Here is a 17184-nt window from a genome sequence, read left to right on the forward strand (position 1 = left end):
GGCCGCTCTTGCGATCGCGAGGGGTCCGATGGTCGCGACCCGCGGCGACCGGCCTGCGGCCGCTCTTGCGATCGCGACTAGTCCGAACCGTCGGCGTCGATGTAAGGCGTATCCGACTGCCGCGGGGCGCTCGGGCGACTCTCGAGAGCCACTGTCTCAGAACTCGCGGACAACGGCGTGTGCTGCCGGGCCGCGTCGAAGCGTCGTGGCTCGTCGGCGCCGCGCGGAGGACGGTCGTTGGCGATCAGGACGGCCATCCACGGCAGCGGTATTGAGCCGGCGACGATCAGCAGTGAGATAAGACCGTTGTGCCAGGCGCCGTACGCGAAAGCGGCCAACAGGAGCGCAGGGATGCGGAACGCCATGAGCGTCAGGTATTTACGCACCCGCGCTCGATGCTGCACCTCGTAGGAAGGTGCAGCTGCAGTGATCAGTACCGGGCGGCCGTCGTCATCGAAACCGTCGAAACTCAGCTCGGGGCCGCGCTTCATCCCTCCACTGTGTCACAGATAAAGCGATCGTGACTCTGCGGTGTCAGACCGGAGGTCAGGAGGCACAATGTTAGGAATGGAGACCCAGACGATCGAGCGCACCGACGCCGACGAACGCACCGACGACGGGACCGGTAGCGACACACCGAAGTACTTCCACTATGTGAAAAAGGACAAGATCGCCGAGAGCGCGGTCATGGGCAATCACGTTGTCGCGTTGTGCGGAGAGGTATTTCCCGTCACCAAGGCCGCCAAGCCTGGGTCACCGGTGTGCCCGGACTGCAAGCAGATCTACGAGCGCCTCAAGAAGGGCTGATCACGTCTTCGGCTCCACCGGGGCTTCCACCGGGGGAGTAGTGGCAAGGTCGGTCTCGGCGGTCTGTGGGACCGCTTTTGCCCGTGGCGGCCCCGGGTCTGGGGTCCCGGCCACACGGGAGGTACGACGAACGATCCAGTTGCGCACCCGGTGCGCATGGGTTGCCGGAGCGGGCCACTCTTCCTGGATCGCGGCGTTGAGCTCGGCGCCGATCATGATCGAAAAGCCGCCGAAGAAAGCGAACAGCAGAAACGCGATCGGCGTGGCCAGCGCACCGTAGGTGTAACCGGTGCTGCCTATCCATCTCAAATACAGACGCAAGCCCAGAGTGGCGACCAAAAAGACCACGGTGGCCAGGATCGTGCCCGGTATCAGCCGATGCGTGGGCAGCGGAACCGGCAGCGCCACCCGGTACAGCACCGTCACGCCGGCCATCAGGCCCAGGATCAACACCGGGTAGTAGCCGTAGTGCAGCAGATTCTGCAGACCGAGAGGGATGTGCTCGCTCACTTTGCGCGGACCTACCACCGCCACCGGCGCGGTGATCACCACGAACGCAAGCATCACGATGTAGATGAACAGCGCGAAGAATCGCTGGCGAACCGGATGGCGCAAGGGTGTCTGATCGTGGGCCTCCACGATCGCGTCTACGAATGACGAAACCGCAGAGGACCCCGCCCACAAGGAGATCAGGAACCCCAGCGAGGCCACCTCGCCGCCGGCGTGGGTAGTGATGTCGCGGATGGTGGGCTCGATGATCTCGTTGACCACGTTGTGGGAAAAGAAGTTACGGGCCGTGGACAGGGTGCTCTTGATGATCGAGGGCAAGGTGTCGGCACCGAAAAGCGGCGCAATCCAGGCCAGCGTTCCCAAAATCCCCAGCAGCAGCGGCGGCGTTGAGAGACACGTCCAAAAACCTGCTTCCGCCGACTCGGAGAAAATTGAGTCGTCCCACGCTTTGGATAACGTCCTACGACTGATTCGTAAGATGTGGTGGCGAGATGGTTTAGGGACCTGGTCGCTCATTCCGTCCAGCATTGCCGATCAAAGCACGGACGGCTCGCATTGCCGCCGGGCGAGTTCGGCGCAACTACTCCCCGCTGACCTCAAGCACGGCCGACAGCTCGATCAACTTAGCCTCGTGCTTGTTGGCGTGGTGCTGGCAGAAGAGGAGCTCAGCTCCGGACGGCAGCTTGGCGCGAACCCGGGCGGCTGCACTGCAGCGGTCGCACCTGTCGGCGCGAGTCAGCTCGGGACTGGTCAGAGTTGCGTTCATGGCTCCTCCGTTCTGGCGATAAATTCACTCTGTCAGACGTTCGAAGTTTTCGCCTTGTTCCCCGAGCGTTATAGGGTGTGTCGTTTCTCACGAATATTTGCCCAAAATTCGGGCAGGCTAATCACTTATGCCAACTACTTCTGATTTGTTGGTGCGTTTGTGTTCTGAGCAGGAGTGGTCCTCGGCCCGCGGCACCGGTTGGATCCAACCGGACCCCGACGAATCAGGCAGCGCGGAGTTCGTCCACCTGTCGACGATCGAGCAGGTGCACCTGCCCGCCAACCGGCTCTACCGCGGTCGCCGCGACATGGTTCTGCTCTACGTCGACTCCGCTGAACTGGGCGCGCCGCTGCGGTGGGAACCGGGCGTTCCGACCGACCCGGATTCGATGCGGTTCCCGCACCTGTACGGCCCGCTGCCGGTGGCAGCCGTCCGCAAGGCTGTCGGGTATCAGCCAGCGGCCGATGGGAGCTTCTCGGCGCTCCTGGACGGTCAGGACACGACGTAGGCGTCGGCTTCGATCTCTACCAACAGATCCGGCGCAACGAGACGTCATGCCGGCTAGCTGACATTGCGTCACCCTACGGTGGTGCTTTATGTCCGACGCCTTCCGCTGGTGGCTGCGCAGGGTGGGCAGATGCGCGGCACCGGCGATGCGTGCGGTGGCCTGCGTTGTGGCCTACACGAGAGGCGCGACGATCAGGTTGTTGTGATCGCAGTGGAATTGCCTAGTCGAGGTAGTCGCGCAGTACCTGAGAGCGGCTGGGGTGGCGCAACTTCGACATCGTCTTGGACTCGATCTGGCGGATGCGTTCCCGGGTGACGCCGTAGACCTGACCGATTTCGTCTAGGGTCCGCGGCTGGCCGTCGGTGAGACCGAAGCGCAGCCGAACGACGCCGGCCTCGCGTTCGGAGAGCGTGTCCAGCACCGACTGCAGCTGATCTTGCAGCAGCGTGAACGACACCGCGTCGACGGCAACGACGGCTTCACTGTCTTCGATGAAGTCGCCGAGTTGGCTGTCGCCCTCGTCGCCGATGGTTTGGTCCAACGAGATGGGCTCACGGGCGTACTGCTGGATCTCCAGCACCTTCTCCGGCGTGATGTCCATTTCCTTGGCGAGCTCTTCAGGGGTGGGCTCCCGGCCCAAGTCCTGCAGCAGCTCGCGCTGGATGCGGCCCAACTTGTTGATGACCTCGACCATGTGCACCGGGATTCGGATGGTGCGGGCCTGGTCGGCCATGGCGCGGGTGATGGCCTGGCGAATCCACCACGTCGCGTAGGTGGAGAACTTGTAGCCCTTGGTGTAGTCGAACTTCTCCACCGCGCGGATCAGACCGAGGTTGCCCTCCTGGATGAGGTCCAGGAACGCCATGCCGCGGCCGGTGTACCGCTTGGCCAGGGAGACCACCAGACGCAGGTTGGCTTCCAGTAGGTGGTTTTTGGCGCGATCGCCGTCGCGGCAGATCCACATCATGTCCCGACGCTGCGCGGCGGGCAGCTTCTCGCCGCGGTCGGTCAGCTCCACCATCAGTTGGGTCGCGTACAGGCCGGCCTCGATCCGCTTGGCGAGCTCGACCTCTTCCTCGGCGTTGAGCAGCGCTACCTTGCCGATCTGCTTCAGGTAGGCGCGAACCGAGTCGGCCGACGCGGTGAGCTCGGCGTCCTTGCGGGCCTGCCGCAATGCCTCGGACTCGTCTTCGTCCCAGACGAAATCGCCGGAGGCTTTGTCCTTTTCGGTCGGCTCGGCAATTTCCTCTTCGTCTTCGCCGGCGCCTTCGGCGGGCTGCACGGCTGCCGCAGTCTCGGTCTCGTCGGCGTCGCCCGCTTCGAGTTCGCTGTCCTCGGCATCCGGGGCGACCTCGTCTTCGAGGTCGTCCAGGCTGAGTTCGCCGGCATCGATTTCCAGATCGTCGCCGGGCTCCACGTCGAGGTCGGTGTCCAACTCCTCGGAAGTGACCTCGGTTGCGTCGGTGGCGTCAGCGTCGGCGTCTGTCACCTTCGCGGCGCCGCGCGCCGCCGGGGCCTTCGCGGCGGCTTTGGCGCGGGTCTTTTTCGGAGCGGCACCGTCCGCAGCCGGCGCAGCGGCCTTGGCGGCGCGTTTTGCCGGCGCGGTGCCGTTGGCGCTCTTGGCCGCCGTGCGTTTGGCGGGAGACTTGGTGGCGGTGCGTTTCACCGGCTCATCGGTCGCCGGAGTTGCCTTCGTCGCTGCCACATACACCCCTTCGGTTGGACGCACTTCCGGTGGGTCTGGGCATGGTTGACCGAAAGTGTCTTCTATCTCGAGTGTCGGCGTTTGATACCAGCGCGAGTATCGCGCGCTATCGGTTTGGGCGGCCGCCGACGACCATTGTAACTTCACCGGGCGCTCCTACTGGCCGAGCGCGCAAAATCAGTGCGTCACGTCCTGGGTTGAGGCCATGGCCGCGCCGACGATGCCCGCGGCGTTCTGCAGTACAGCAGGCACGACGGGGGTGCGGTTTTCCAGCAGATGCACCCATTTGTCGGCTTTACGGCTGATTCCGCCGCCGGCAATGAACAAATCGGGCCAGATCGCGTTCTCGATGGCGACCAGCACCTTGGTCACCTGCTTGGTCCATTTCTCGTAGCTCCACCCATTGCGTTCCTTCACCGACGACGCGGCCCGATGCTCGGCTTCCTTGCCGCCGACCTCGATGTGACCGAATTCGGTGTTCGGAATCAGCTTGCCGTTGTGGATGACGGCCGAACCGATACCGGTGCCGAAGGTGAGCAGGACGACTAGCCCCTCATGGCCTTTGCCCGCGCCGTAACGTTCCTCGGCCAGTCCGGCCGCGTCGGCGTCATTGAGAATGGTCACGTCCTGTCCGGACAGTTCGGCGCTGATGATGTCGCGGGCGTTGGTCCCGATCCAACTCTTGTCCACGTTGGCCGCGGTTTGCACGATGCCGTGGGTGACAACGCCCGGGTAAGTGACTCCGAGTGGACCGGTCCACTCGAATCGGTTGACGACTTCGGCGATGGTCTTGCCCACCGCTTTCGGGGTGGCCGGTTGCGGTGTCAGCAGTTTGATTCGGTCCCCGATCAACTGCCCGGTGTCCAGATCGACGATCGCGCCCTTGATGCCGCTGCCTCCGACGTCGATTCCGAATCCTTGACGCTGTGGCGAATCGGTTCCGGGAACAGTGCTGGTCATCGGAATCTCCTCGACGAGACAAAGTTGTCCGCTCACCTTATAGCGACTATTGGGAGTCATCGGGTTGCGCCCATGAGGAACTTCGCGGTTGTGGTGCGATAGGCCTGTGACTCCACCGGATAACGCCCCCGCGCTACTGCGCGAAATCGCCGAAGCCGTGGCAGCGGAGGCGGCCGCATTCGTTCGGAACCGGCGCGCAGAGGTCTTCGGGACCCGAAACGGCGGTACCAATTCCGCGGTGCGCGCAAAGACCACTCCGACCGACCCGGTGACCGTGGTGGACACCGAGACCGAGAATCTGGTCCGTGATCGCCTGGCTCGACGGCGGCCGGATGATCTGATTCTGGGCGAAGAAGGCGGCGGCCCAAGCGATTTGACCAGTGATTTGACCGGTGACGCCGGAAATACCGTGGTCTGGGTGCTCGATCCCATCGACGGCACGGTCAACTTCGTCTACGGCATCCCGGCGTACTCGGTGTCGATCGGTGCCCAGGTGGGAGGGGTGTCGGTAGCCGGGGCGGTGGCCGATGTCGTTGCCGGACGCGTGTATTCGGCCGCGGTCGGCCTTGGGGCGCATGTCACCGATGAGCACGGGAGGCACCCGTTGCGGTGCACCGATGTGCAAGATCTCTCGATGGCCTTGCTGGGCACCGGATTCGGCTACTCGCCGCCGCGCCGGGCCCATCAGGCCGCTTTGCTGGCGCGGATGCTGCCGGTGGTGCGCGACGTGCGGCGGATCGGTTCGGCGGCATTGGATTTGTGCATGGTCGCCGAAGGGCGGTTGGACGCGTACTACGAGCACGGGTTGCAGGTGTGGGACGGCGCGGCCGGCGCTCTGATCGCGGCCGAGGCGGGTGCGTGCGTGGTGTTGCCTCCGCCGGATGGGGATGGTGCCGGCCTGGTTCTCGCCGCGGCGCCGGGTATTGCCGACCAGTTGCTGGCGGCGCTGGGGGAGTTCGGCGGTTTGGATCCGATCCCGGATTGAGCCTCAGCAGCTGTTGGCGTGGATCTTTGCCAGCAGTGCGTGATCAGCCGGTTCGCTGGCGCCGGGCCGCAGGCTGGCAAGTACGGCGTCGATGTCGTCGTTGTGCGCCAGCGAGTTGAAGTCGGTTCCCAGTGCGAGGTCGACAGAGTCGTCGCCGCGGCTGTCGTGAAACAGCTCGGTGCACGGCGCCACCAACCACAGCGCGGCCGCGGTGGCTTGTCCCGCTGTGCCGAACCGAATCTGCCCCTGGCAGTTCAGTCGGGTCCCGGCATAGATCGGGTCGTTGGCAGAAGTTGGCTGGGCGAAGCCCAGGTCCTGCAGCGCGCCGGCCACATCACCGGCCTGGCCGCCGCGGCCGCTCGCGTTGAGCACGTGCACCCTGGTCTCGGCGAGTTTGGCGGGCGTGACGTCCACCATCTCCGACCGCGATACGGGCTCGCCGAGCTTGCCGGGAGCCGCGGTGCCGGTGGGCTCCGGGGGAGGGTTGCACACAGCGACCTCCCGCACGTCTGTCGGTCGGGTCAGGGCCACCGTCCACACCACAGCCGTCGCCACCACGAGAAGAATCACCACGATGATGGCGGGGCGGGGATTGCGGCGACGGAAGGGTCTGCCGTGCTTATCGAAGGCGGTACCCTCGGTGATGTGTGCGACCACACACGCACTCTAGTGGCACGGTAAACGCACCGTTTAAGGCCAGATACAAGGGTCAACTCAGTGGTGTGACGTAAATCACACTGGATTCAGCCTCAATACGGGCACCAATCATTTGGTGCAGGCGTTCGACGCTGGTACAAAGCGTTCCTTGAACTGATACGGCACTGAGGGGTTGGGACGGGGAGAAAAATGCCTACCGACTATGACGCTCCGCGGCGTACCGAGACGGACGACGTCTCGGAAGACTCGCTGGAGGAGCTCAAAGCGAGACGGAACGAGGCTGCATCGGCGGTGGTCGACGTCGATGAGTCCGAGTCCGCAGAGTCTTTTGAGCTGCCTGGTGCCGACCTGTCCGGCGAAGAACTCTCGGTGCGCGTGATTCCCAAGCAAGCCGACGAGTTCACTTGCTCGAGTTGCTTTTTGGTGCAACACCGCAGCCGGCTGGCCACCGAGAAGAACGGCTTGATGATCTGTACCGACTGCGCAGCCTGACAGTCGAACTCAGCTTCTCAGGGCCGACAGCACCCGCTCGGGGTGACGGCAACTCACCAGCCAGTACGGCGTTGGATCGTCGGGATCATCGAGGACTAGCAGCGCCATCGGGCCGATCCAGGCCCGGTGTACGACGAAGGCCGCCGGATCGAGTTGGCGGCCCAGCGCCGCGGACTTGGCGGTGCGCGCGACCACCGCGGACCGGGCGATCACGGTGACGGGCAGATGCGCCTGGCCGGCCCAGAGTTCCACGGCATCGCCGTCGGCGGTGACCCTGACCTCGACCCGGCCCAGCCACAGCAACACGCCCGCGGCGACGGCGAACAGCGTCGCGTATGGCAACCAGTTCGGAAGCGAGCGCAGACCCAGATTGACCTCGAATGAAGCGATCGCCGCCAGCGCGAATCCCAGTGGCCACCACCACCAGGGCACCCACAGTCGTTCGCGATATCGCACGCTCTGCGGCGCGACCCGCGTATCGGACACGCGGTCAAGGGTAGTCTGTGCCCCCGTGTCGAACAGTCTGGCCGTAGTCCGCCTCGACCCGGGACTCCCGATGCCCAGCCGCGCTCACGAAGGCGACGCCGGGGTCGATCTGTTCAGTGCCGAAAACCTCGAGCTGCCGCCCGGGCACCGGGCCTTGGTGCGCACCGGCATCGCCGTTGCCGTCCCGTTCGGGATGGTCGGGTTGGTGCACCCGCGTTCGGGGTTGGCTTCTCGGGTCGGACTTTCGATCGTCAACAGCCCCGGCACCATCGACGCGGGTTATCGTGGCGAGATCAAGGTCGCGCTGATCAACCTGGACCCCACCACGCCGATCGTGGTGCATCGCGGCGACCGCATCGCCCAGTTGCTCGTGCAGCGGGTCGAGTTGGTCGAGCCGGTCGAGGTGTCGTCGTTCGACGAGGCCGGACTGGCCAAAACATCCCGTGGCGACGGTGGTCACGGTTCCTCCGGCGGACATGCGAGTTTGTGAGTTAGCGATGGCATTCGGTAGACGCAAAGACGACAGCGACAGCACTTCGGACGAGCCGACCGCTGCGGCGGTCGAGCCCCCTGACAACGAGGCCGACGAAGAACTCGACGGTCCCTTCGACATCGAAGACTTCGACGACCCCGCGGTCGCTGAGGTCGCCCGACTCGACCTGGGTTCGGTCCTGATCCCGATGCCGGCCGCCGGCCAGGTCCAGGTCGAGTTGACCGAGACCGGGGTCCCCAGCGCGGTCTGGGTTATCACGCCGAACGGCCGTTTCACCATCGCCGCCTACGCTGCCCCGAAGTCGGCCGGTCTGTGGCGTGAGGTGGCCAGCGAGCTCGCCGACTCGTTGCGCAAAGACTCCGCCAAGGTCTCCATCAAAGACGGCCCGTGGGGCCGCGAGGTGGTCGGGGTCGCCTCCGGAGCGGTGCGCTTCATCGGTGTCGACGGTTACCGCTGGATGATCCGGTGTGTGGTGAACGGCCCGCACGAAACTATCGACGCTCTTACCGACGAGGCGCGTGAGGCGTTGGCGGACACCGTGGTTCGACGTGGCGACACGCCGCTTCCGGTGCGGACGCCGTTGCCGGTGCAGCTGCCCGAGCCGATGATCCAGCAGCTGCGCGAAGCGGCCGCTGCCCAGGCGGCAGAAGGCGGCGAACAGGTGCAGACACCGCAGCCGTCCAACGAGCCGGTCGCCCGCCGCGGAGTCGACGGATCGGCAATGCAGCAGTTACGCAGCACCATCACCGGCGGTTAGCCGGTATCGGCCAGCGCGGCCAAGCAGGCCGCGCCCAATGCGGCGGTGTCCGCGCCGATCTCGTCCAGCGTCACCGTGCGCAGCGCCGCGCGGGGCGCGGCAGCCACCCAGTCGACACCCACCTGCAGCGGGTGTATCGGGTCGTCGACGGCAGCGACCACGCCCAGCGGCGGGACCAGGCGCGAAAGGTCGGCGCAACTCGGCGCGATGTAGGCGGCCGCCTCCTCCATTGCATCTGGCAGCTGCGGCCACTGCACCCGCCAGGACCGGGCCAATTCGTCGGCCAGCCAGGACGGACTGGACGCGCGCATCTGCGCCGTCGTGACCTCCAGCCCGTCACGACGCAACTGCGATGCCGTGTAGCGCGCGGCGTGCGCGGCCGGCGCAGAACTGGAATCCCCGGTCCAGGCCGGTAGGGCCGCCAGCACGGCGACAGTCTGCTTCGGGTGGGCCAGTGCCCACGTCGCGGCCACCGCGGCTCCGATCGACACGCCACCCACAGCGAGCGGGCCGTGCCGTGCCGCATCGTCGAGGGCGGCCAGGTAGCCGTCGATCAATCGGGCCGGTTGTGGCGCAGGTGTGACCAACACCGCATCGACACCCGCCAGTGCTGCGGAAAAGGCCCGGTCAACGTAGTTTTCGTCCGACCCGGTACCAGGCAGCAACACGGTGGTGACACCGCCTAAATTGACAGCCACCTCCTCATAGTGCCCGGTGCTCCGGAACGAACACAGATCGGTGGTTTCATCCATGTGGCATCCGGGAACCAACAGGTCTACGGTGACCGTTGGCATGGTGGAAATGCTGATTTATTGCAGAGTTTCCGTAACGACGTCGAAGTGTCAGGAGTGGCCATGGGGGCCCAAGGCTATCTACGCCGGCTAACCCGTCGGTTGACAGAAGACCCAGAGCAACGCGACGTCGAAGAACTCTCAGACGAAGTCCTCAATACCGGCGCGCAGCGCGCCATCGATTGCCAGCGCGGCCAGGAGGTCACGATGGTGGGCACGCTGCGCAGTGTCGAGACAAACGGCAAGAAGTGCTCTGGCGGCGTTCGTGCCGAGCTGTTCGACGGCAGCGACACCGTGACCCTGGTGTGGCTCGGTCAGCGGCGCATCCCGGGCATCGAATCGGGCCGCACGCTACGAGTGCGTGGACGGCTGGGCAAGATGGAAAACGGCACCAAGGCCATCTACAACCCGCACTACGAAATTCAGCGGTGACGGGTCTTTCGGTCTTGTCGGGTTCTGCCGCGTCTGATTCCCGTGAGCGCTAACCGCATTAGTGCCGAGCGCTTGCTGGCCCAAGCCGGTGGCGTCAGCGGCCTCGTCTACTCGTCGTTGCCGGTCCTGACTTTTGTGATCGCGTCCAGCGTCGCCGGCCTGCTGCCCGCGATCGGCACCGCGCTGGCTACCGCAGCTTTGGTGTTGGTGTGGCGGCTGATCCGCCGCGACTCCGTGCAGCCGGCGCTGTCCGGATTCTTCGGGGTCGCCGTGTGCGCATTGATCGCCTACCTGGTTGGGCAGTCCAAAGGCTATTTCCTGCTGGGCATCTGGATGTCGTTGTTTTGGGCTGTGGTGTTCGCGGTGTCCATCCTGATTCGCCGACCAGTGGTGGGCTACCTGTGGAGCTGGGCCACCGGGCGGGACCGTGGATGGCGCGAGGTGTCCCGCGCGGTATACGCCTTCGACATCGCGACGCTGTCGTGGACGCTGGTGTTCCTCGCGCGCTTCGGCGTCCAAGGGCATCTGTACGAACTCGGCAAGACCGGGTGGCTGGGCGTGACCCGGATCGCGATGGGCTGGCCGTTGACCGCGCTGGCGGCGTTGATTACCTATGGGGCGATCAGGGCCGTGCTGAGGGCCATCTCCGTGCAGGAACGCGAAGACGACCGTGTCTTGGATTAGCGTCCGCCCGCCCTAATTGGTCGGCAGCAGCAGCTTCCGCAGATCCTCTTCTGCCTCGGTGACCGCGACGAACAGCAATTCGTCGCCGCCTTCGAGCGGTTCGTCGCCTTGCGGCACGATCACCCGCGACCCGCGCAAGATGGTCACCAGCGAGACATCCCGCGGCAACTGCAGCTTGCGCACCGGCTTGCCGCCCCACGGGGTGTCGTCGGGCAAGGTGATCTCGACCAGGTTGGCCTGGCCCTTGCGGAACTCCATCAGCCGCACCAAGTCGCCGACGGCGACGGCTTCCTCGATCAGCGAGGCCAGCATCCGCGGCGTGGAGACCGCCACGTCGACACCCCACGCGTCGGTGAAGAGCCATTCGTTGCGGGGGTCGTTGACCCGGGCGACCACCCGCGGGACCGCGAACTCGGTTTTGGCCAGCAGGCTGAGCACGACGTTGACCTTGTCGTCACCGGTTGCGGCCACCACCACGTCGAACTCCTCGAGGTGCATCTGCTCGAGCAGGCTCAACTCGCAGGCGTCGCCCAGCAGCCAGTGGGCGGCGGGGATGGCATCGGTGTCGAGGTGCTCGGCGTTGCGCTCGATCAGCGTGACGTCGTGGTTGTTGGCGACGAGCTCTCGGGTGACCGAACGGCCGACCGCGCCGGCCCCGGCGACCGCTACTTTCATTTGCGCGATCCCGTCTCCAGGTCCTCACTCGGCGGCAGAGCGGCTATGGCCACCGCTTCGGCGGCGCGGCCGGAGATGGCGGCGACGTAGACCTGATCGCCGGCCTGCAGGACCGTCTTGGGTTCCGGGAGCACGCCGGCACCGAATCGGATCAGAAACGCGACGCGGGCGCCCGTGGCCTGCTCGAGGTCGGTGGCGCGGTGCCCCACCCAGTCTTCGTGCAGCGCCACCTGGGCGACGGCGACGGTACCCGTGGGATCTCGCCACTTGGCGGTCTCGGTCTCCTGCGTCAGGGCGTTGAGCAGGCGATCAGTGGTCCACGGCACGGTGGCGATCGTGGGAATGCCGAGCCGCTCGTAGACCTCGGCGCGCTTGGCGTCGTAGATGCGGGCGACGACGCGGCGCACGCCGAACGTTTCCCGGGCCAAGCGCGCCGAGATGATGTTGGAGTTGTCTCCGGAGGACACCGCGGCGAATGCGTCGGCTTCTTCGATACCGGCGCGCAGCAGCACGTCCCGGTCGAAACCCTGGCCGAGTACCCGGTCGCCGGCGAACTCAGGGCTGAGCCGGTTGAATGCGGCGCTGTCGCGGTCGATGACCGCCACGTCGTGGCCGATCCGCGACAGACCGTCGGCCACCGACGAGCCGACCCGGCCGCACCCCATCACAACCACCCGCACTTGGAGGTCCTTTCGGTTCTGTCCCGCGAAGCGATTTCGGTCGTGACGATTCCCGCCTGGGAATCTCGTCACGGAACGCTACCGCCAAACCCACGTGGGCTTACTCTTGGCTCTCGTGTCCAAACTTTCAACCGCTGCGCGCCGACTGCTCATCGGCCGGCCGTTCCGCAGCGACCGGCTGAGCCACACGCTGCTGCCCAAGCGGATCGCGCTGCCGGTGTTCGCCTCCGACGCGTTGTCCTCAGTGGCCTACGCGCCCGAAGAGGTGTTCCTGATGCTGTCGATCGGCGGCTTGGCGGCGTACTCGCTGACACCGTGGATCGGACTGGCCGTGGCTGCGGTCATGTTGGTGGTGGTGGCCAGCTACCGCCAGAACGTGCACGCCTATCCCTCCGGCGGTGGCGACTACGAAGTGGTGACCACCAACCTCGGAGCCAGTGCCGGCCTGACGGTAGCCAGTGCGCTGATGGTGGATTACGTTCTGACCGTTGCGGTTTCGACAGCATCGGCGATCTCGAACATCGGTTCGGCGGTTCCGATGGTCGCGCACAACAAGGTGTGGTTCTGTGTGGCCGCGATCTTGTTGGTGACGGCGTTGAATCTGCGCGGGGTGCGGGAGTCCGGCCTGGCGTTCGCCATCCCCACCTATGCGTTCATCATCGGCATGGCCGGCATGCTCGGGTACGGACTCTTCCGGATGCTCGTGCTCGGTGATCCGCTGCGGGCGGAATCCGCTGAGTTCCACATGCATTCCGAACACGGCAAGGTCGCCGGTTTTGCGCTGGTATTCCTGATGGCGCGAGCGTTCTCCTCGGGTTGTGCCGCACTGACCGGTGTGGAGGCCATCAGTAACGGAGTGCCGGCGTTCGAGAAGCCCAAGTCGAAGAACGCGGCCACCACGCTGCTGATGCTCGGCGGCATCGCGGTGGCCCTTCTGATGGGGATCATCGTGTTGGCGAAGATGATCGGGGTCCAGGTGGTCGACGACCCCGACACGCAACTGGCCGGAGCCCCGCCCGGCTACCTGCAGAAGACCATGGTCACCCAGCTTGCCCAAGCCGTGTTCGGAAACTTCCACATCGGATTCGTCGTGATCACCGCCGTGACCGCGCTGATCCTGGTGCTGGCGGCCAACACCGCGTTCAACGGGTTCCCGGTGCTGGGCTCGGTATTGGCGCAGCACAGCTATCTGCCTCGTCAGTTCCACACCCGCGGCGACCGGCTGGCCTTCTCCAACGGCATCGGCTTTCTCACCGTCTCGGCGCTCTCGGCGATCGTCGCGTTTCGCGCTGAGTTGAGCGCCCTGATCCAGCTGTACATCGTCGGGGTGTTCATTTCGTTCACGCTGAGTCAGATCGGCATGGTGCGGCACTGGACCAGGCTGCTGCGCACCGAGACTGAACCGTCGGCACGCCGGCAGATGATGCGGTCACGGATCGTCAATACCATCGGGTTCATTGCCACCGGCACGGTGCTGCTCGTCGTGCTGGTCACCAAGTTTCTGGCCGGGGCGTGGATCGCGATCGTGACGATGGCCGCGCTGTTCATTCTGATGAAGCTGATCCGCCGGCATTACGACGCGGTGAGCCGGGAATTGGCTGACCAAGCCGCCGAACACGGCGACGAGATCGTGTTGCCCAGCCGCAACCACGCCGTGGTGTTGGTATCGAAGTTGCACCTGCCAACATTGCGCGCGCTGGCCTATGCCCGAGCCACCCGTCCCGATGTGCTCGAAGCCGTCACGGTCAGCGTGGACGACGCCGAAGCTCGGGATCTGCGGCTGCAGTGGGAGAACAGCGACATCAGCGTGCCGCTGAAAACCATTGCCTCGCCGTATCGTGAGATCACCCGACCGGTGCTCGACTACGTCAAACGGATCAGCAAGGAATCGCCGCGCACCGTGGTGACGGTGTTCATTCCGGAATACGTGGTGGGCCATTGGTGGGAACAGTTGCTGCACAACCAAAGTGCGTTGCGGCTCAAGGGCCGGTTGCTGTTCATGCCTGGCGTGATGGTGACTTCGGTGCCCTGGCAACTGACTTCGTCCGAGCGGGTCAAGACGTTGCAGCCGCACGCCGCTCCGGGCGACGCAAGACGGGGCATCTTCGATTGAACCCCGAATCCGCTTGCGGGGAACTGACGGTACTGACACTGGTCACTGGGGCCCCTGCGAACGGCGGCAGCTGCGTCGCGCATCACGAGGGACGGGTGGTATTCGTCCGTTACGCGCTACCCGGTGAGCGGGTGCGGGTCCGCGTGACGGCGGACCGCGGATCCTATTGGCGCGCAGAGGTAATCGAGGTACTGGAGGCTTCGGAGTTCCGGACCGAGTCGCTGTGTCGGATCGCCGGGGTCGACGGCGCCGGGTGCTGCGATCTGGCGTTCGTCGACCCCGCCGCGGCCCGCACGCTCAAGGCGCAGGTGGTGGCCAATCAACTGGACCGGCTGGGCGGGTACACGTGGTCCGGTGAGGCCCAGGCACTAGCTGGCGCACCGACGGGTTGGCGCACTCGGGTGCGGCTGGATGTCGGCGCGGATGGTCGGCCCGGGTTCCACCGCTACCACAGCGACGAGCTCGTCACCGACCTGCGCTGCGGGCAGCTGACCAAGGGGATGCTGGACGGACTGAGCGGGTGTGGATGGCCGTCTGGCGCTCACCTTCACGTCGCCCTCGACGATGACGGGCAGCGTCATGTGGTGCGCACCGTGCGCAAGGGCAACCGCACGGTCTCCAAGGTGATGGACGGCGACTATCACGCGGTACAGCGAGTGGGGGAGCGCAGCTGGCGGGTGCCGGTGACGGCGTTCTGGCAGTCGCACCGCGACGCCGCCCGGGCCTACAGCGAACTGGTCGCGGACTGGGCGCAGGCGGCTCCCGGCGCGACCGCCTGGGACCTGTACGGCGGCGCCGGGGTTTTCGCGGCCGCGCTGGCGACCGGAGTGGGGGAGTCTGGACGGGTGCTCACTGTCGACACCTCACGGGGCGCGTCGGGCGCGGCGCGGGCCGCCCTGGCCGATCTGCCGCAGGTCGACATCGTCACCGACTCGGTGCGCCGGGTGCTGGCGGCGCAAGAAACCGGCGCCGATGTCGCGGTGCTGGATCCGCCGCGATCGGGTGCCGGGCGTGAGGTGATCGACCTGTTGGCTGGCGCGGGGGTGCCGCGGGTGGTGCACATCGGCTGTGAGGCAGCGTCTTTCGCCCGTGACGTCGGCCTGTACCGCGGCCACGGCTATGAGGTGGCTGAGATCCGGGTGTTCGACGCGTTCCCGTTGACTCATCACGTGGAGTGCGTTGCGTTGTTGACCCGCAGCCAGATTCAAAGCCAGCGATCGTGAACGATTCCGCCCATTACGCGCTGATCGTATTGTTCGCCAGCGCAGTCGGTTTGATCGCCGTGCTGGCGAACCGCCTCACTGAGCGGGTGAAAGTCCCGGTGGCCGTCCTGGTGCTGGTCGGTGCCGCTGTGGTGGTGCACGCGGTCCCGGTGGTGCAGCCACCATCCGAGCGGACCGTGGAACGGGTGCTCACTATCGCGCTGGTGTTGGTGTTGTTCGACGGCGGTATGCACATTGGGCAGGCGCGCTTCCGTGCCGCGCTGGGTCCGATCCTTTCCGTCGGCGTGCTGGGTACCGCCCTCACCGCGGCCGGTGCCGCGTTCCTGTTGCACTATTTGTGCGGAATCGACTGGTACGCCGCGGTTCTCGTGGCGACCGCGGTGGCACCCACCGATCCGGCCGTCGTCTTCTCGGTGTTGGGCAAACGCGAGATCGCCGGCCGCAGCAGCACAATTCTGGAGGGCGAGTCCGGCGCCAATGATCCGGTCGGTATCTCGTTGATGGCCAGCCTGATCGCGGCCGGCGGACTCAGCGCCGCCGGCTTCGCCAGTGTTGGAGCGCAATTCGCGCAGCAGATGGTGATCGGGGCGGCGGTCGGGGTGATCGGCGGCCGCGCACTGTTGGTGTTCATGCGGCGAGTGGCCTTGCCCAGCGAGGGCCTCTATCCACTACGAACACTGGCGTGCTGTCTGATGCTGTACGGCATCGCCACGCTCGCCCACGGCTCGGGGTTCCTGGCGGTGTTTGCCGGCGGCATCATGATCGGTGACGCTCGCGCACCCTACAAACCCGAGATCAAACGGTTCCATGCTGCCCTGGCCGGTTTGGCCGAACTCGTCGCTTTCGCCGTTCTGGGTTTGACCGTCGACATTCGCGTGCTCGCCCATCCCGACGTGTGGATTCCCGGGCTCGTGCTCGGCGTCGCCTTGACGGTGGTGATCCGGCCGTTGGCGGTCGGTGCCTGCCTCGTTCGCGTCGACCTGTCGCGAAACGAACGGCTGTTCATCCTGGTGGCCGGCCTCAAGGGCGCGGTGCCCATCCTGCTGGGCGAATTTCTCCGAGCCGCCCACATTGCAGACGCGGAGCGGCTTTACGGCATCGTGGTCGTCGTCGTCATTTTTTCGGTGCTGGTGCAGGGCAGCTCGGTACCGGGCCTCGCGCAACTGTTGCGCCTGCCCATGCGTACCGTCCAGACCCAGCCGTGGGAGGTGAGCGTCCGTCTTCAGGACGAACCGCAGGGCGTGCACCACTTCAATGTGGCCGCTAAGTCAGCGGCGGAGGGCTGCACGATCGAAGTGCTTGGGGACCGGGCCGGCGACATCTGGGTGAGCATGGTGGTCCGGGGCTCGGGGTTGGTGCCGGTGCGGGGTGACACCGAACTTCGGGCCGGCGACGAGGTCGTCGTGCTGGCCGATCCCGAGCTGCGTGACACCCTCGCCGAGCTGTTCGGCGACTCGTAG

21 protein-coding genes are annotated in these 17184 nt (G+C 65.7%); 11 read left to right on the forward strand and 10 right to left on the reverse strand.

Annotation, left to right across the window (positions count from 1 at the left end; genetic code table 11):
* Nucleotides 1–77 precede the first annotated feature (77 nt).
* Nucleotides 78–491, reverse strand: a complete 414-nt coding sequence (locus A5634_RS08930) for a DUF3099 domain-containing protein (RefSeq protein WP_065143689.1) — start codon at nucleotides 489–491, stop codon at nucleotides 78–80.
* Between the two features lie 76 nt (nucleotides 492–567).
* Between A5634_RS08930 and A5634_RS08935 the strand changes: the two genes are divergently transcribed.
* A complete protein-coding gene (locus A5634_RS08935; RefSeq protein ID WP_065143690.1) occupies nucleotides 568–807 on the forward strand; it encodes a DUF3039 domain-containing protein in 240 nt (79 codons plus the stop codon).
* Here the strand turns inward: A5634_RS08935 and A5634_RS08940 are convergent, their stop codons facing one another.
* Together A5634_RS08940 and A5634_RS08945 are read right to left on the reverse strand one after the other, a co-directional pair.
* Nucleotides 808–1833, reverse strand: coding sequence for a YihY/virulence factor BrkB family protein (locus A5634_RS08940; RefSeq protein ID WP_081290309.1), 1026 nt, complete (start codon nucleotides 1831–1833; stop codon nucleotides 808–810).
* Between the two features lie 64 nt (nucleotides 1834–1897).
* Nucleotides 1898–2083, reverse strand: a complete 186-nt coding sequence (locus tag A5634_RS08945) for a DUF7455 domain-containing protein (RefSeq protein WP_065143691.1) — start codon at nucleotides 2081–2083, stop codon at nucleotides 1898–1900.
* 127 nt (nucleotides 2084–2210) lie between these two features.
* Between A5634_RS08945 and A5634_RS08950 the strand changes: the two genes are divergently transcribed.
* Nucleotides 2211–2591 (forward strand): DUF952 domain-containing protein, encoded by a 381-nt coding sequence (locus tag A5634_RS08950; RefSeq protein ID WP_065143692.1) that lies wholly within the window; start codon nucleotides 2211–2213, stop codon nucleotides 2589–2591.
* A gap of 220 nt (nucleotides 2592–2811) precedes the next feature.
* Here the strand turns inward: A5634_RS08950 and A5634_RS08955 are convergent, their stop codons facing one another.
* Together A5634_RS08955 and ppgK are read right to left on the reverse strand one after the other, a co-directional pair.
* Nucleotides 2812–4296, reverse strand: a complete 1485-nt coding sequence (locus tag A5634_RS08955) for an RNA polymerase sigma factor (protein WP_065143787.1) — start codon at nucleotides 4294–4296, stop codon at nucleotides 2812–2814.
* 177 nt (nucleotides 4297–4473) lie between these two features.
* Nucleotides 4474–5256, reverse strand: coding sequence for a polyphosphate--glucose phosphotransferase (gene ppgK / locus A5634_RS08960; protein WP_065143693.1), 783 nt, complete (start codon nucleotides 5254–5256; stop codon nucleotides 4474–4476).
* Nucleotides 5257–5362: 106 nt separating this feature from the next.
* Here ppgK and A5634_RS08965 point away from each other — a divergent pair, with 106 nt between their 5' ends.
* Nucleotides 5363–6241, forward strand: a complete 879-nt coding sequence (locus A5634_RS08965; protein ID WP_065143694.1) for an inositol monophosphatase family protein — start codon at nucleotides 5363–5365, stop codon at nucleotides 6239–6241.
* Nucleotides 6242–6244: 3 nt separating this feature from the next.
* Here A5634_RS08965 and cei read toward each other — a convergent pair whose 3' ends face one another.
* A complete protein-coding gene (gene cei / locus A5634_RS08970) occupies nucleotides 6245–6898 on the reverse strand; it encodes an envelope integrity protein Cei (RefSeq protein WP_065143695.1) in 654 nt (217 codons plus the stop codon).
* A 189-nt stretch (nucleotides 6899–7087) separates the two neighbouring features.
* Here cei and A5634_RS08975 point away from each other — a divergent pair, with 189 nt between their 5' ends.
* Entirely contained in the window at nucleotides 7088–7390 is a 303-nt protein-coding gene (locus tag A5634_RS08975; protein WP_065143696.1) for a DUF4193 domain-containing protein, read from the forward strand.
* A 9-nt stretch (nucleotides 7391–7399) separates the two neighbouring features.
* Here the strand turns inward: A5634_RS08975 and A5634_RS08980 are convergent, their stop codons facing one another.
* Entirely contained in the window at nucleotides 7400–7876 is a 477-nt protein-coding gene (locus tag A5634_RS08980) for a DUF3093 domain-containing protein (RefSeq protein ID WP_065143697.1), read from the reverse strand.
* A gap of 25 nt (nucleotides 7877–7901) precedes the next feature.
* Between A5634_RS08980 and dut the strand changes: the two genes are divergently transcribed.
* Nucleotides 7902–8366: a dUTP diphosphatase gene (gene dut, locus A5634_RS08985; RefSeq protein ID WP_065143698.1), complete on the forward strand. Its 465-nt coding sequence runs from the start codon at nucleotides 7902–7904 to the stop codon at nucleotides 8364–8366.
* Nucleotides 8367–8373: 7 nt separating this feature from the next.
* On the forward strand, nucleotides 8374–9126 hold the full coding sequence (locus A5634_RS08990) for a DUF3710 domain-containing protein (protein WP_065143699.1): 753 nt from the start codon (nucleotides 8374–8376) through the stop codon (nucleotides 9124–9126).
* Here A5634_RS08990 and A5634_RS08995 read toward each other — a convergent pair.
* On the reverse strand, nucleotides 9123–9824 hold the full coding sequence (locus A5634_RS08995; protein ID WP_065143788.1) for a hypothetical protein: 702 nt from the start codon (nucleotides 9822–9824) through the stop codon (nucleotides 9123–9125). The genes A5634_RS08990 and A5634_RS08995 overlap by 4 nt on opposite strands.
* Before the next feature lie 156 nt (nucleotides 9825–9980).
* Here A5634_RS08995 and A5634_RS09000 point away from each other — a divergent pair, with 156 nt between their 5' ends.
* A complete protein-coding gene (locus A5634_RS09000) occupies nucleotides 9981–10349 on the forward strand; it encodes an OB-fold nucleic acid binding domain-containing protein (RefSeq protein ID WP_065143789.1) in 369 nt (122 codons plus the stop codon).
* Between the two features lie 42 nt (nucleotides 10350–10391).
* Nucleotides 10392–11033 (forward strand): DUF3159 domain-containing protein, encoded by a 642-nt coding sequence (locus A5634_RS09005; protein ID WP_065143700.1) that lies wholly within the window; start codon nucleotides 10392–10394, stop codon nucleotides 11031–11033.
* A gap of 12 nt (nucleotides 11034–11045) precedes the next feature.
* Here the strand turns inward: A5634_RS09005 and A5634_RS09010 are convergent, their stop codons facing one another.
* Together A5634_RS09010 and A5634_RS09015 are read right to left on the reverse strand one after the other, a co-directional pair.
* Entirely contained in the window at nucleotides 11046–11708 is a 663-nt protein-coding gene (locus tag A5634_RS09010; RefSeq protein WP_065143701.1) for a potassium channel family protein, read from the reverse strand.
* On the reverse strand, nucleotides 11705–12388 hold the full coding sequence (locus A5634_RS09015) for a potassium channel family protein (RefSeq protein ID WP_155769444.1): 684 nt from the start codon (nucleotides 12386–12388) through the stop codon (nucleotides 11705–11707). Before A5634_RS09015 ends, A5634_RS09010 begins: the two co-directional genes overlap by 4 nt.
* A 115-nt stretch (nucleotides 12389–12503) precedes the next feature.
* On the opposite strand from A5634_RS09015, the gene A5634_RS09020 reads away from it, so the two are divergent.
* The 3 genes from A5634_RS09020 to A5634_RS09030 are packed head-to-tail and all read left to right on the forward strand — an operon-like array spanning nucleotide 12504 to nucleotide 17184.
* Nucleotides 12504–14501 (forward strand): APC family permease, encoded by a 1998-nt coding sequence (locus tag A5634_RS09020; RefSeq protein WP_065143702.1) that lies wholly within the window; start codon nucleotides 12504–12506, stop codon nucleotides 14499–14501.
* Nucleotides 14502–14524: 23 nt separating this feature from the next.
* The gene (locus A5634_RS09025) at nucleotides 14525–15724 is read left to right on the forward strand and encodes a class I SAM-dependent RNA methyltransferase (RefSeq protein ID WP_253861529.1); all 1200 of its coding nucleotides are present in this window, start codon (nucleotides 14525–14527) and stop codon (nucleotides 15722–15724) included.
* Nucleotides 15721–17184, forward strand: a complete 1464-nt coding sequence (locus A5634_RS09030) for a cation:proton antiporter domain-containing protein (RefSeq protein ID WP_065143704.1) — start codon at nucleotides 15721–15723, stop codon at nucleotides 17182–17184. Before A5634_RS09025 ends, A5634_RS09030 begins: the two co-directional genes overlap by 4 nt.

Source organism: Mycobacterium asiaticum (assembly GCF_001673365.1).
Lineage (GTDB): Bacteria > Actinomycetota > Actinomycetes > Mycobacteriales > Mycobacteriaceae > Mycobacterium > Mycobacterium asiaticum_A.